The sequence below is a fragment of the Methanofollis formosanus genome (genome assembly GCF_019633745.1).
GTDB lineage: Archaea > Halobacteriota > Methanomicrobia > Methanomicrobiales > Methanofollaceae > Methanofollis > Methanofollis formosanus.
In genome coordinates this window covers 2,007,627-2,020,438 of record NZ_CP037968.1, presented here as the reverse complement: position 1 = coordinate 2,020,438, position 12,812 = coordinate 2,007,627, and the positions used below count along the sequence as shown (strand labels likewise).

Sequence of the window (12,812 nt, the reverse complement as noted above, 5' to 3'; positions counted from 1 at the left end):
ATACTATTGAGTTATCGGAGGTTTCTATCATGCTTGCTGGACAGCCAGTCATAGTCTTACGGGATAATGTAGAACGCACAAAGGGGTCAGAGGCACAGCAGTCAAATATCATGGCGGCAAAGGCGATCGCCGCCGCCGTGCGGACCACGCTCGGCCCTCGTGGCATGGACAAGATGCTCGTCTCCCCGACCGGCGACGTGACGATCACCAATGACGGCGCCACCATCCTGCACGAGCTCTCGGTCCAGCACCCGGGCGCCAAGATGATGGTCGAGGTCGCCGAGACCCAGGACGACGAGGTCGGCGACGGCACCACCACCGCCTGCATCCTCGGCGGTGCCCTGATGGAGCGGGCCGGCACCATGCTCGGCCAGGAAATCCACCCGACGATCGTCGCCCAGGGCTACCGGATGGGCCTGGACAAGGCCCTCGAGATCCTCAATGACCTGGTCATCACCGTCACCCCCGAGGACCGCGACATCCTGGTCCAGATCGCCTCCACCTCGATGACCGGCAAGTCGATCGAATCGGTGAAGGAGAAGGTCGCCGGTATCATCGTCGATGCCGTCAAGGCGGTCGCCGAGGAGAAGGACAGGAAACTCGTCATCGACGAGGACGACGTCAAGGTCGTCAAGGACGTCGGCGAGACGATGGACGACGCCGAACTGATCCGGGGCGTCGTCATCAACAAGAAGCGCGTCGCCGACGCAATGCCCAGGAAGGTCGAGGACGCAAAGGTCGCCCTCCTCGCCCAGCCCCTGGAGATCACCAAGACCCAGGTGAAGTCGAAGATCAGGATCTCCGAGAGCGAGCAGCTCAACGCCTTCGGCGAGCAGGAACGCGAGAATCTCAGGAAACTCGCCGACGAGGTCAGGGCGGCGGGTGTCAACGTGATCTTCTGCCAGAAGGGGATTGCCGACGCCGTCCAGTATTACCTGGCGAGGTACGGGATCTTCGCCGTCGAAGACGTTCCCGAGAAGGACATGAAGTTCGCGGCCAAGGCCCTCCACGCCGTCATCGTCAACAAGGTCCACGAACTCTCTCCTGAGATGATCGGCACGGCCGGGTACGTTGAGCAGGTCGAGGACGCCGACCTCGTCAAGATCGCCGATTGCCCGAACCCGAAGGCGACGACGATCCTGCTGCGTGGCTCGACTCAGTACCTCATCGACGAACTCGAACGGGCGGTCGAAGACGCACGCCGGGTCGTTCAGGACGCCCTGGAAGACGGGACGTTCGTGGTCGGCGGCGGGTCGGTCGAGACCGAGATGATGCTCAAGATCAGGGATTATGCGGCAAGCGTCGGCGGAAGGACCCAGATCGCCCTTGAAGGCTTTGCCGACGCCTTCGAGGACATCCCCAAGACCCTCGCGGAGAACTCGGGCTTCGATCCCATCGACAAGATCGTCGCTCTCAAGGCGGCGCACGCCAAGGGCGAGAAGTACGCCGGCCTCAACGTCTACACCGGCGAGATCGTGGACATGAAGGCCGAGCGGGTCTTCGAACCGGCACGGGTGAAGAAGCAGGCGATCCTCTCGGCAGCCGAGATGGCGAGCATGCTGGTGCGGGTCGACGACATGTTCGTCACCGTCAGGAAAGAAGGTCCGGTCGCCTGATCAGTCAGCCACGCGAACAGGTCGAGACTATCTCGGCCTCATCTGTTTTTATCCCGTCGTCCTGCGCCACGGGACGGCCGTCCACGAAGACGATCACGATGTCCGGGTTCACGCCGAGACAGAGCAGCGCCTTCTCCCAGGTGTCGCCTTCCTCACCATGGTAGGTGAGCACGACCCCCTCGCGGGGGAACCGAAGGGTGCATTCCATCGCAAAGGTTATCAGAGCGGCGGACAGATAGTGTTACCGCACGGGCCGAGGTAGTCTAGTCCGGGAAGGCGGTGGCCTCGAAAGCCACTGGTGTTCGGCACCTCGGGAGTTCAAATCTCCCCCTCGGCGCCTTTTGAATTCACTCTTCTTCAGGTATGTTCCGATGATACGCCTGCGTCTCAACGGCATGTCACCGACCTGCTGCCGCTCGTGGTGACGACCGGGCATGGGATCGGAGCAGCATGGGCGTGAACCCCGGGTATCACTCTGTTCAGGAAGAGACCGACCGGAAACCTCTCATCTCCGACCCTCATCTCCACAGGAAAAACCCGGAAACAAAAGAGAAGATAAACTTTCTGTTCCGTTCCAAACCCATAATCCTCTTCCCTCCGCGGACCACACCTGATCTCACACGCTCTCTGACCAGACCGGAGCAGACCTATCATGACCGACACCATTCACATCGCCTTCACCGAGTCAGCCGGTGGCTGTCTCAGAGCAGCATTCAGAGACATACCCGATCAGCGCGTCGCCGCCCTCGCCGACGACCTCTCTCTCGGCCCCATCAATCCCTATCAGTACCCCGATAGGCAGGTCTTCTTCGAGACCCTCTATGCCGACACCGAGTACGAGTTCTGGTACCAGGACGCTCTGCCCCACATCCGCGCCTTCTGGGACGAAACCAGGCCCGGCGACGCACGCCGGATCGTCTGGTTCACCAGACGCTCGGCCATCGAGTACTCCGGGTTCCTGGAGTTCCTTTCCAGAGAACCCGACCCCTGCGCCATCGAGGTCGTCGACCTCACCGAAGGTGTCGACGTCGTCTGGGAGGACGAACCCGACGAGGCCCCCGACCGCGTCATCCCGATCAGCCTCGGCGAACTCGCCCCTGAGTGGCTCAGGGACCAGACCGACCGCGCCCGTCCCCTCACCCAGGACGAGGCCGCCTTCTATCTGCGGACCTGGGATAGACTCAAGGACGACGAGGACGGTGTCAGGACGCTCTGGCGGGGGCAGCTCTACCCCACCATCCCCTCCACCCTGGGCGAGGACGTGCTCTACGCCGTCCCTGAGGACTGGACCAGCGCGGCGATGGTCATCGGCGAGGCCCTCGGCGCCTCGTCGGACGAATATCATCAGTGCGGCGACGCTTTCCTGTACACTCGCCTCCTCTTTCTCATCAGGTGCGGCGAGGTCGAGGCCGAGGGCGACCCCACATCCATGCGGACTCTGCAGGTGCGGCGGGCCGACGTCGTCGACGAGGACGACCTCTTCCCGATCATTCCCTGACGGCCAGAGACGCCGGTGGACAGAGATCGTACCTGACCTCCCGACCCTCTCTTTTCACCGCCACCACGCCGCGGCGTGCGAGCCTGCCGATATGCCAGGAGACCGTCGAAGTCGCCACCCCGAGCCTGAGCGCCACCTCGCTTCTCGTCGATCCGGGCGAGACGGTGAGGATCGTGCAGATCGCCCGTTCGGTCTCGCTCAGACCTGCGAGTGCCCGACGTTCGGATTCTGAATATTTTCCTGAGTTTTCGAAGTACCCCACCGCCCGACCGTTCTTCCAGACCGTGATCGCCCCGAACTGTTCGAGGACGGCGAGGTGATACCTGAGCGTCCCGCGGTTCATCCCCAGGTCACGACACAGGACGGCGAACCTGACCCCCGGGTGTGCCCTGACATGGTCGTAGACCTGGCGCCGCGTCCGGTTGGCCAGCAGGGCGTCTCGGTGCACCTGCCTGAAACCAAGGGACACACAGACCTTCAGCACCCAGAATAACCCCAAACAGGATACCGGGAGAAACGGGAGGATGAAAAAGAGGAGAAGGAGCGGGAGCGGCACCTCCCACCAGGCGAGTGGCACCGGCGCGACGCCGGCACCGGCAGGGGCGGCCCCGCCCCAGGGGGCGACCTCATAGACGGAAAATCCTGATGCCGGCAGGACGGCCATGAGCACGAGAAGGACGAAGAAGACCCCATGCTGTCGCATAGGTGCCCATACCTCTTTGCCGACCATAAAGGTTCCCGATCGGCCCTGACCCGGAGAGACGAGACACAGAGATCGTTTATAACACCATCGCCGAGATCAGGAGTGGGATGCCGGCGCCGGTCCCCGGAACACGAAGAAACGAGGGAGTGATGGGATGAACAGAATCGAAAAACTTGGACTTCTCTGGATTGCCGCAGTCTTCTGGATGGTTGCACCGGCAGGAGCATACCTCGAGGCCGGGGCGGACACCGTCGCCCTTGCCGCAGGCGACACGCTCACCGTCACCGGGCAGACCGACCGCGAAGGGGGTGTGTGGGTCTGGGCAGTGACAGGGGGAACGATCACATGCGATCATCTGGAGACCGGCCAAGATGGGAGGTTCTCCTGGACCGTCGAGTCAACCCGTGACGCAGAAGGGAGCTACACCCTCTTCGTCCAGGACGCCGGCGAAGACAGAAATCCCGCGGTGACCTTCAGAAATGACGGAGAGAGAGGCGAGGTCATCGCCCCCGAAGGCGCCGGTTTTCTCGTCTGGGCCATGCCCGGCCTGGCCGGGAGACTGACCGGAACCTTCGAGAACGGGAAGGGCGACGACGACGTCGTCAGACTCGTCGTGCCAGTGTATCCACCCTGGGCCGATGTCGACGCTCCTGTGGTCTGGGAGCATGGGGAGACGATCACCGTCTCCGGCACCACCAACCTCGCGCCCGGCACCGTCCTCACCTATGAACTGACCGAGGGTGGGCTCGAGGCCGGAACTGACCCGGCCAGACTCGTTGCAGAGGGGGAGACGACGGTCGAGGCCGGATACGGTGGCAGAACCTGGTCATTCGTCCTCGACACCGGGCGCCTCGACACCGGCGACCATCTCCTCACCCTCATCGATCAGGAGCAGAGCCGGATCCTCGCCACCGTCGAGAGGACCGTGCAGGGGCAGGAATACAACCCCGCATTCCTCGCCTTCGCCGGCGACCGGCTGGTCTGGACCAACCTGGCCACCGACCCCGACCACCTCTACCTCGTCGCGGTGGAGGACGGATCGACCACCCAGGTCGATGCCGGCACCGCTCTCGATCCCCATTCGCCGCCGGCGCTCTCAGCCGGACATCTCGTCTGGGTCGGAAAAGCGGAGAACTATAGTTCGTCCGGCCGTACGAACCTCTTCGCGTACACCATCGCCACCGGCGAGACGACCGATCTGACAGAATCGAAGCGGGGGCCGCGAATGCCCGCCGTCGATGGCGACCTCGTCGTCTGGAAGGAGCGAGACGATCAGGCCCTCACCTACAGCCTGAGGATCGTCGGGTACGACCTCGGCACCGGGACCGGTGAGGCATACCCCTCTGAAGAGGGGTGGACGCCGTACAACCCCCGGACCTCGGGCGGCCTCGTCGTCTGGGAAGAGCAGGATGGAAAAGGCAACGGGCGGGTGGTCGCCTACGACACCATGACCGGGAAGATGGAACATCTCTCCGCCGAAACCGGATGGCACGGGTGGCCTGCGGTCTCGGAGGGATATGGGGTCTGGGCCGAGAGGGCAGGGGACGAATATGCGGTGATGATGCGAGTTCCAGGGAATGACCAGCCCAGAGAAGTCGCACGGACACCTGATCATCTGGGCTTCCAGGCCGACGGCGGGCGGTTCATCTGGCAGGAGAAGGAGGACGGAAAGATGTATCACCTCCGCATGCTGGATGCCAGAGACGGCGAGGTCAGGACGCTGCTCTCGAAAGAGTGCCCTTTCACCTCTCCAACCATTTCGGGCGACCGGGTCGCATGGATCGAGAGAGGAAAGGACAGGAACGAGATCAAGATGTACAACCTCACCACGGGAGAGGAGACGATCCTTTCGGCACCGGAGTTCCTGAACCGGAGCGCCGCGGCTGAGACAGAGATCGGGAGGCCGGATACCCCTGCTTCCGGCGATACAGAGGCTGTACCCGGGAGTCCGGGCTTCGGTGCCGCCGCCGCTCTCGTCGCACTGCTTTCTCTGGCCTGGACGGTACGGCGATGACCCGCCGAGGCCAGGCCGCGGCAGTGCTCGCCCTCCTCCTCGTCCTCGCCGCTCCGGCTCAGGCGGCCGGTACGGACGGCTGGGCGGTCACCCTCTGCGTCCTCCCTGACAGCCATCCTGTTCTCCTCGCCCCCGGGGCACCTACCGGAGTCGACCCGGTCCTCTGTGATGGCTTGGTCGTGTGGTATGCCCCCGGCCACCAGGACTGGGACATCCTCGCCTATGACCCCGTGGCCGGGACGCTGACCGCCCGCAGGAACAGCGGCGTCCCGGTGCGAGGCGACCGCATCGCCTGGATCGAGACGGACAACTCCGGCCTGGCCTGGCTTACCGGGCCGGAAAGAACGCGCCTTCCCCTCCCGACAAACGACTGGGAAGAGGGGCACGCCGTCGTCGGAGGGGATCATCTGGTATACGAACGGACACAGAACGGTGAGAGCGACATCTTCCTGTACAATCTCACCGACGGCACCGAGACCGCGGTCTGCACCGCACCCGGGAACCAACGCCGGCCCTGGTTATCAGGGCATGCCGTCGTCTGGGAAGACCGGCGGGACGGTACCGCCGACATCCACCTCGCCGACCTGGTCACCGGGGAGGAACGGGCGCTCGCCACCGGACCGGCGGAACAGAGTCGACCGGTCGTCTCGGGGGACCGGGTCGTCTGGCAGGAAAGTCGTGACGGCACCTGGCGGGTCCGCCTCGCCGCCCTCAACGGCACATCTTTGTCCCCATCCCTGGAAATCAGGGCCATGAACGAACCCTCCCCATCCCTCTCCGGCGACCTTCTCCTCTGGACCGAACGACAACCGGGCGGGACAGACCTCTGTCTTCTCCCGCTGGACAGGAGCGAGGCAAGAGATAGAAGCAGCAGATACGTCGTGGAGAGCGGAGAGAATGAGGGGGGCGGCGTGGACGAGGAGTACAGCGGAGTGATCGCCACGGGAGAGTATGTCTTCTTTGCGACCGGGGTGCCGACAGGAATGGCCGGGGCCTCGGTCGACCTGAACTGGGACGACGATACGAGTTCTCTTCTCCTCCTCATCACCGGACCCGACGGGTCGGTCTTCAGGTTCAGAGACAAAGACGACGGAGAAGCAAATGGAGCGGTGCGGGTGCGTTTCAGCCGCGACGGCGGGGTTGCCCCGGGCACCTGGACAAGTGCGGTGTACGGCTGGGAAGCCGGAGAAAGTACGGCCTTCACCTACCGCTGGTACCTCGAACCGATCTGAACGGCGGCGTCGAAAACCTTCCTGAGCCGCAGCCCCGAGTACCCGAAGACCGCAGCCAGACGCACCCGCTCGGCCTGGGCCCCGGCAAGATCCCAAGAGGAAGCAAGCACCATGGTGCCGAGGCGGGGGTCGTGGTGCTCTACCAGATAGAGGGGCATGATCTCTGAGAGTTCATGGGCGCCGGAGCGAGATGAAGGGATCGGGGCGGGGCGTGAAAGTGAGAGAGGGCCGGAGAGGAGATCCCGACGCCACTCAGGGGCCGGGTACATTCAAAACCTGATCCATCATCGCGATCCACTCTTCAAGAGATTTATCAAATTCTTGAATAAAGATCTTCACCCCGACAAAATCCCCTTTTATGTCCGATGGGAGGGCATCTACATCAATCGCATCAATCTTCGTCCGCATCAAAGATATTTTATCTTTCATCCTTACGAGGGCCGTTTTAGCCTCACGAAGATGATCAATCGCCGCCCCCCCATCCGTCGCAAGCGATGCCTTCTGACAATGATCGACGAAGTCGCAGAAATCACCTCTCACCATCTCACAGAGATCGATGTCGACCTGACATATGACCTTCAGGGCATCCATTCCTTCTCTCTCCTCTAGAGAGAGATATTCATAGGATATCGACTCCAGGATCGTGAGGGCCTCGGTGAGGTCTACCTCTGCAGCGGCCATCTCGGCCCTGATAGACCCGACATAAACCGAATCAAAATCCTGGGTGGTGTTCAATATCTCGAGATGGGCACATGCAGATTCGAGAAGGGCCGTCGCCTCAGTCATTTTTTCTTCCTCTTCAGAGACACACCCTGCAGTGCATCCAAGGATAATGATCAGAAGGATGCAGCAGAAACCAGAGATAGAGAGATGAAATCGCATACTATCACACCAGAATATCTCAATGATAATATACTTCTTTCTTTTTGCATCAGTGCCAATATATACTCTATACAATATATTCGCGAGAGCACCAGGCCGACATCCGTCCCCCTCTCACGACCGCGGCCCCACGACATACATCGAAAGAGAGCAACCTATTTCCCCTCCATCCCCCATTCATCCGCATGCAGGAGGACCGCCCGCCGTCGAGCGCCGCCCGACGGCAGAACGCCTTCAGGCTTATTCTCATCCTCGGGGTCGTCAGCCTCCTCGGCGACATCGTCTCGAACGGTGCCCGGAGCGTTACCGGCCCCTACCTCCTCACCCTCGGCGGTTCGGCCGCCATCGTCGGGCTTGTCGCCGGGATCGGGGAGTTCACCGGTTACGGCCTGCGGGTGCTCACCGGGCTGTACGCCGACCAGACCAGACACTACTGGCGGACCGTCTATATCGGGTACGGGCTCCTGATCGCTATCCCATTCCTTGCCGTCGCCGCCACCTGGGAGGCCGCCGCCCTCCTCATCGTCACCGAACGGGTCGGCAAGGCGATCCGGGCACCGGCACGCGACACCATCATCTCCCTCGCCTCGTTCCGGGTCGGTCGGGGATGGGGCGTCGGGGTCCACAAGGCCCTCGACCAGGTCGGCGCGATCATCGGTCCCCTCGTTCTCTCGGCCGCCGTCCTCTGGGGTGCGGGCTACGAGGCCGGGTTCGCCATGCTCGCCCTCCCGATCGCCTTCCTCTTCGTCTTCCTTTTCATCGGGAAAGAGACCGCCCCCACCCCCGCGGTCTTCGAGAAGAGCGAAATGGACCGAAGCATCGAACCCCGCCGGTTCGTCCCCTTCGCCACCTTTCTCTTTCTCTCAATGGCCGGGTTCGCCAGTTTCCCCCTCATCTCCTACCACATGAAAGTCCAGGGCCTCCTCACCGACCCCCAGATCCCCCTCGTCTATGCCCTCGCCATGACCGCCTCCACCGCCGTCGCCCTCGTCGTCGGGTGGACCTACGACCGTGTCGGGACACAGGCCCTTCTCTTCATCCCGTGTGTCAACCTCGCCATCCCTGTCCTCGCCTTCGGTGGCTCGGCCACTCTCGTCATCCTCGGGACCGCCATCTGGGGCGCCGGAGTCGGACTGCATGAGACCGTGATGCGGGCAGCCCTCGCCGACCGGACGGCCACCGACGTGCGCGGGCAGGCCTTCGGGTTCATCTATGCGGTCTACGGTGCCGGGTGGTTCCTCGGGAGCACGGTGATGGGCGTCCTCTATGAGGTTTCGGTCGGCCACATCATCGGGTTCGTGGTGATCGTCGAGATACTCGCAGGCATGGCCTACCTCTGGATGCGGCGAGGGGTGGGGGGCCGGGCCGGGGATCCTCCATGATGAGGATAGGCGGAGGCGGCGATGGAACACGGTCTTCACCAATTCCTCTGTCTTGAAAAAAAGCGATCCAGCGACGAGAAATGATCATCGCGTATGCTTGAGCCCGGGGTTCATGGTGAATTCAACAAAGCCCAAAAACCAATAAAATAGGCTCTGTAGAAAACATCCTCTTTTCATCACCTCAACCCCTCTGTGACCTTCATCCATCGCTTTCCCTCATGCTCACGCCGGGGGGAGAGTCCCCGGACTCCCAGGATGAAGATTGGGGCGGAAGGCGGAGAAATGACCATGAAAGAGGGGTTGCAGTCTCCCGCCTATCTTCGTGCGGGGGGTTCGGGGGGCGGCAAGCCCCCCGTCGAAGAGAACCATCAAGATGATTTCTACAAAGCCATAAAATAAGAAAAGTATGCCTGAAACCGCTCAGGGCACCTGGAGCGGGAGATTTTGCAAGCCGGTCAGGTTCAGGCGGGTGGTATAGGTCCCTTTCGAGTGACCTGCACCCTCCGTCCGTCCTGCTGCCAGATCTTGCAGGAGGATCTCCCTGATCACCATGCTCGCATAGACCTGAATGTAACTGCGCTGCTCGTATGTCCACCAATGCGTCACTGGGGCGGAATACCCACAGTACGGGCACGTGGACTCATGGTCCTCGTCCTCTTCCAGCGTATAGAGCCGGTTGGAGTTGAGGAGATGAAATGAGTTCAATCGTGCCCGAGAGATCTGTTCGACCTCGGTCTCGTCCAGCCGCAGTTTGAAAGTACGCTCGCATGTCGGACATTTCCTCTCGATGTAGCCGTCATCGTCAAAGGGGAAGGGGATATGGATATTGATGTCACTCATAGAGTTCACCCTGGGTCCAGAGGTCCCTATGGAGACTGCACTTCCTCTGGATATATATGCTTCGTACTTGTCGCGTGGCCCTCCTGCATGGCAGTGCCGCCACCCGTTACCTCCTCGCAAATCTTGATAACCGAGAGGCGTGTGAGAGGGGCCGCCGCATACTGCGGACAGCGAGGAGAAGCATGAGAACCATCGAGAGACTGCAATCGACCGGTGACCTCGAGGGACTGGCCAGACTTGTCAGAGAAGGCACTGCCCACGAAAGGCTCACCGCAGCATGGGAGCTTGGAAAAAGAGGAGAGCAGGGCGTCAGACACCTGGTCCCGATCCTCCAGGAAGGACAGGGCGAAGAGACCTGGGAAGCGGCTATGGGCCTCTCCAGAGCCGGAAGCCTGGCCGTCGAACCCCTGATCGAGGCCCTTGCCACCGGAAAGCCTGAGACCAGGACCGCGGCTGCCTGGGCCCTCGAGGAGATCGGCGACGAGCGGGCGGTGGAAGCGCTGATCCAGGCGCTGAGCGACACCGACACCTTCTGTCGGTGGACGGCCGCCGCGTGCCTGCTCAGGCTCGGCCGCGACGACGGCCGGCAGGCCGCCGAAGAAGTGCTCCAGAAAGAGAGCGAGGAGGCCCGGGGGTATATCGGCATCCTCGCCGAAGGGTCCTGACCGGACCCGCGACCCAACCCCTTTTCTCCCGCTCACTCGGCGGAAAGCGCATCGACCGGATTGAGCGCGGCCGCCCGCAGCGCCGGGTAGACACCGGAGAGCAGACAGATCACGACGCCGACCCCCATCCCGAAGGGAACATAGAGGAGGGTCTGGGCCGTGAAGAAGTAGGCCGTGTCCTGTACCATCAGGAGTATGAGGAGATAGCCGCCTCCAAGACTGAGGAGGGCGCCGGCACCGGCACCGATCAGCCCGAGGATCACGGCCTCGTACAGGAAAAGCAGGGTGATCTCGTGTTTCTGCGCACCCAGACTTCTGAGGATCCCGATCTCCTTGATCCGTTCGTTGACCGACATCAACATCACATTGAAGATGCTCACCGCCGCCACGACCAGAGAGATCCCACCTATTGCCATCACGAAGAGCGAAATGCTCCCCAGCGCTTCCTGAACCATCTCCAGGAAGGCCCGGGAGTCCCAGATCGTCACCGTCTCCTCCCGGCGGTTCATTCTATCCTCGACCCGTTCCTTGACCCGATCGATCTCGCCGAGGTCACTGACCGCCACCTGGACCATATCGTAGCCGTCGTCCCCATAAGCAGCGGTGTACCACCGTTCCGGGACCAGGACAGCGTTGTCGGTCATCATCGTCCCTGAGAAGCCGGACTCCTTCAGGATCCCTACGACCCGCACCGTCCGCTCCTCACCCTCTTTGCCCAGCGTGAGCCGGCTCCCGACCCGCATGTCATACTCACGGGCAAGCGTCGGGCCGACAAGAGCGCCCGCGCTCCCTCTGAAGGCGACCCCGGTCTCCACCTCGGTCACGGCGTCCAGGTCGCCGGGGTCAAGCCCATAGATCTGGGCATATCCGGTCTCCGAACCGACGGCGATCCGGTCTGTCCCGCTCATGATCGGGACCACCTGGTTCGGGCCGGCAGCCATCTTGATATCCCGCAGTTGCCGCTCGGTGATCCCGCCGCCATCACCCGCCGCGATCTTCGGATAGATCATCAGGCTGTCGGCTCCCGCAGAGAGGTCGGAGGTGACCGCCTGCTGGAGGGCGGCGCCCATCATCCCCATCGCCGTGATGGCCAGCACCCCGATGACGATCCCGATTGCCGCGAGGAGCGACCTGACCAAGTGGAGCCTCACGTTCCGTTTTGCCATATCAAAGAGGATCCCTGAGGAAGCCACTCAGACCACCCGCCCGTCCGAGATGGTCACGATCCGGTCGGCGTACTCGGCCGTGGCCTGGTCGTGGGTGACCATCACCACCGTCCGTCCCTCGCGGTGGAGGGCGGCCAGGAGGTCCATGATCTGCGTGCTCGTCTTCGAGTCCAGGTTGCCGGTCGGTTCGTCGCAGAGGAGGATCCTGGGATCGTTGACCAGGGCCCTCGCGATGGCCACCCGTTGCTGTTGCCCGCCTGAGAGTTCGGCCGGGGTGTGGGTGATCACCTCGCCGTCGAGACCGACGGTCCTGAGGAGGGTCTCGGCCCGGCCCTGCGTATCCCGATGTCCTTCTTTGAGGATAAGGGGGATCTCCACGTTTTCCCGTGCCGTCAGCACCGGGATGAGGTTGAACTTCTGGAAAACGAACCCGATGGTGTCGCGGCGCAGCTGGGTCAGTTCGAAATCGCTCATCTCACCGACGTTCTTGCCGGCGATCCAGAGGGTGCCCGAGGTCGGGACGTCGAGGCATCCGATCTGGTTCATGAGCGTGGACTTGCCCGAGCCCGACGAACCCATCACGGCCACGAAATCCCCTTCCTCGATCGTAAGGGAGAGGTCGTCGAGGGCGACGACGTCTCCGGCGAGCCGTGGGTAGACTTTCCGCACGTGTTCCAGCCTGATGACCTCGGTGCTCATCGATCATGCCTCCATAAAACTCCCCCGGGGAGAGGAACCCTGCCTGGGGGGGAGGGGGTGGCAGGGCGAGTGTCCAATAGATCTTCCTTCGCTCGCTCATATACCTGACGACCCT

Annotated in this window: 13 protein-coding genes and 1 tRNA gene; 7 read left to right on the top strand and 7 right to left on the bottom strand. The window is 62.4% G+C overall.

Annotation, left to right across the window (positions count from 1 at the left end; translation table 11 throughout):
- Positions 1 to 29 precede the first annotated feature (29 nt).
- Positions 30 to 1,616: a thermosome subunit alpha gene (gene thsA, locus E2N92_RS09240; protein WP_220680898.1), complete on the top strand. Its 1,587-nt coding sequence runs from the start codon at positions 30 to 32 to the stop codon at positions 1,614 to 1,616.
- Between the two features lie 4 nt (positions 1,617 to 1,620).
- Here thsA and E2N92_RS09235 read toward each other — a convergent pair whose 3' ends face one another.
- Entirely contained in the window at positions 1,621 to 1,824 is a 204-nt protein-coding gene (locus tag E2N92_RS09235; protein WP_220680897.1) for a thiamine S protein, read from the bottom strand.
- Positions 1,825 to 1,868: 44 nt separating this feature from the next.
- Here E2N92_RS09235 and E2N92_RS09230 point away from each other — a divergent pair.
- Positions 1,869 to 1,953: transfer RNA gene (locus tag E2N92_RS09230), tRNA-Ser, on the top strand.
- 315 nt (positions 1,954 to 2,268) lie between these two features.
- Positions 2,269 to 3,114 (top strand): DUF3658 domain-containing protein, encoded by an 846-nt coding sequence (locus E2N92_RS09225; RefSeq protein ID WP_220680896.1) that lies wholly within the window; start codon positions 2,269 to 2,271, stop codon positions 3,112 to 3,114.
- Here the strand turns inward: E2N92_RS09225 and E2N92_RS09220 are convergent.
- Entirely contained in the window at positions 3,104 to 3,817 is a 714-nt protein-coding gene (locus tag E2N92_RS09220) for a winged helix-turn-helix transcriptional regulator (RefSeq protein WP_220680895.1), read from the bottom strand. The genes E2N92_RS09225 and E2N92_RS09220 overlap by 11 nt on opposite strands.
- Before the next feature lie 154 nt (positions 3,818 to 3,971).
- On the opposite strand from E2N92_RS09220, the gene E2N92_RS09215 reads away from it, so the two are divergent.
- Together E2N92_RS09215 and E2N92_RS09210 are read left to right on the top strand one after the other, a co-directional pair.
- Positions 3,972 to 5,831, top strand: a complete 1,860-nt coding sequence (locus tag E2N92_RS09215) for a TolB-like translocation protein (RefSeq protein WP_220680894.1) — start codon at positions 3,972 to 3,974, stop codon at positions 5,829 to 5,831.
- Positions 5,828 to 7,063: a TolB family protein gene (locus E2N92_RS09210; RefSeq protein ID WP_220680893.1), complete on the top strand. Its 1,236-nt coding sequence runs from the start codon at positions 5,828 to 5,830 to the stop codon at positions 7,061 to 7,063. Before E2N92_RS09215 ends, E2N92_RS09210 begins: the two co-directional genes overlap by 4 nt.
- On the opposite strand, the gene E2N92_RS09205 is transcribed toward E2N92_RS09210, so the two are convergent.
- Together E2N92_RS09205 and E2N92_RS09200 are read right to left on the bottom strand one after the other, a co-directional pair.
- Entirely contained in the window at positions 7,036 to 7,221 is a 186-nt protein-coding gene (locus tag E2N92_RS09205; RefSeq protein WP_220680892.1) for a hypothetical protein, read from the bottom strand. The genes E2N92_RS09210 and E2N92_RS09205 overlap by 28 nt on opposite strands.
- 94 nt (positions 7,222 to 7,315) lie before the next feature.
- On the bottom strand, positions 7,316 to 7,849 hold the full coding sequence (locus E2N92_RS09200) for a hypothetical protein (protein ID WP_220680891.1): 534 nt from the start codon (positions 7,847 to 7,849) through the stop codon (positions 7,316 to 7,318).
- Positions 7,850 to 8,130: 281 nt separating this feature from the next.
- Between E2N92_RS09200 and E2N92_RS09195 the strand changes: the two genes are divergently transcribed.
- Positions 8,131 to 9,327 (top strand): MFS transporter, encoded by a 1,197-nt coding sequence (locus tag E2N92_RS09195; protein ID WP_220680890.1) that lies wholly within the window; start codon positions 8,131 to 8,133, stop codon positions 9,325 to 9,327.
- Positions 9,328 to 9,747: 420 nt separating this feature from the next.
- Here the strand turns inward: E2N92_RS09195 and E2N92_RS09190 are convergent, their stop codons facing one another.
- Positions 9,748 to 10,167 carry a hypothetical protein gene (locus E2N92_RS09190; RefSeq protein WP_220680889.1) on the bottom strand — a complete coding sequence of 140 codons (420 nt, stop codon included), beginning with the start codon at positions 10,165 to 10,167 and terminating at the stop codon, positions 9,748 to 9,750.
- A 182-nt stretch (positions 10,168 to 10,349) separates the two neighbouring features.
- Here E2N92_RS09190 and E2N92_RS09185 point away from each other — a divergent pair, with 182 nt between their 5' ends.
- Positions 10,350 to 10,832, top strand: coding sequence for a HEAT repeat domain-containing protein (locus E2N92_RS09185; RefSeq protein ID WP_220680888.1), 483 nt, complete (start codon positions 10,350 to 10,352; stop codon positions 10,830 to 10,832).
- Positions 10,833 to 10,864: 32 nt separating this feature from the next.
- Here the strand turns inward: E2N92_RS09185 and E2N92_RS09180 are convergent, their stop codons facing one another.
- Complete coding sequence (locus E2N92_RS09180) at positions 10,865 to 11,998, bottom strand: ABC transporter permease (protein WP_246589156.1); 1,134 nt, start codon at positions 11,996 to 11,998, stop codon at positions 10,865 to 10,867.
- A 27-nt stretch (positions 11,999 to 12,025) separates the two neighbouring features.
- Positions 12,026 to 12,697: an ABC transporter ATP-binding protein gene (locus tag E2N92_RS09175; protein ID WP_220680886.1), complete on the bottom strand. Its 672-nt coding sequence runs from the start codon at positions 12,695 to 12,697 to the stop codon at positions 12,026 to 12,028.
- Positions 12,698 to 12,812 lie beyond the last annotated feature (115 nt).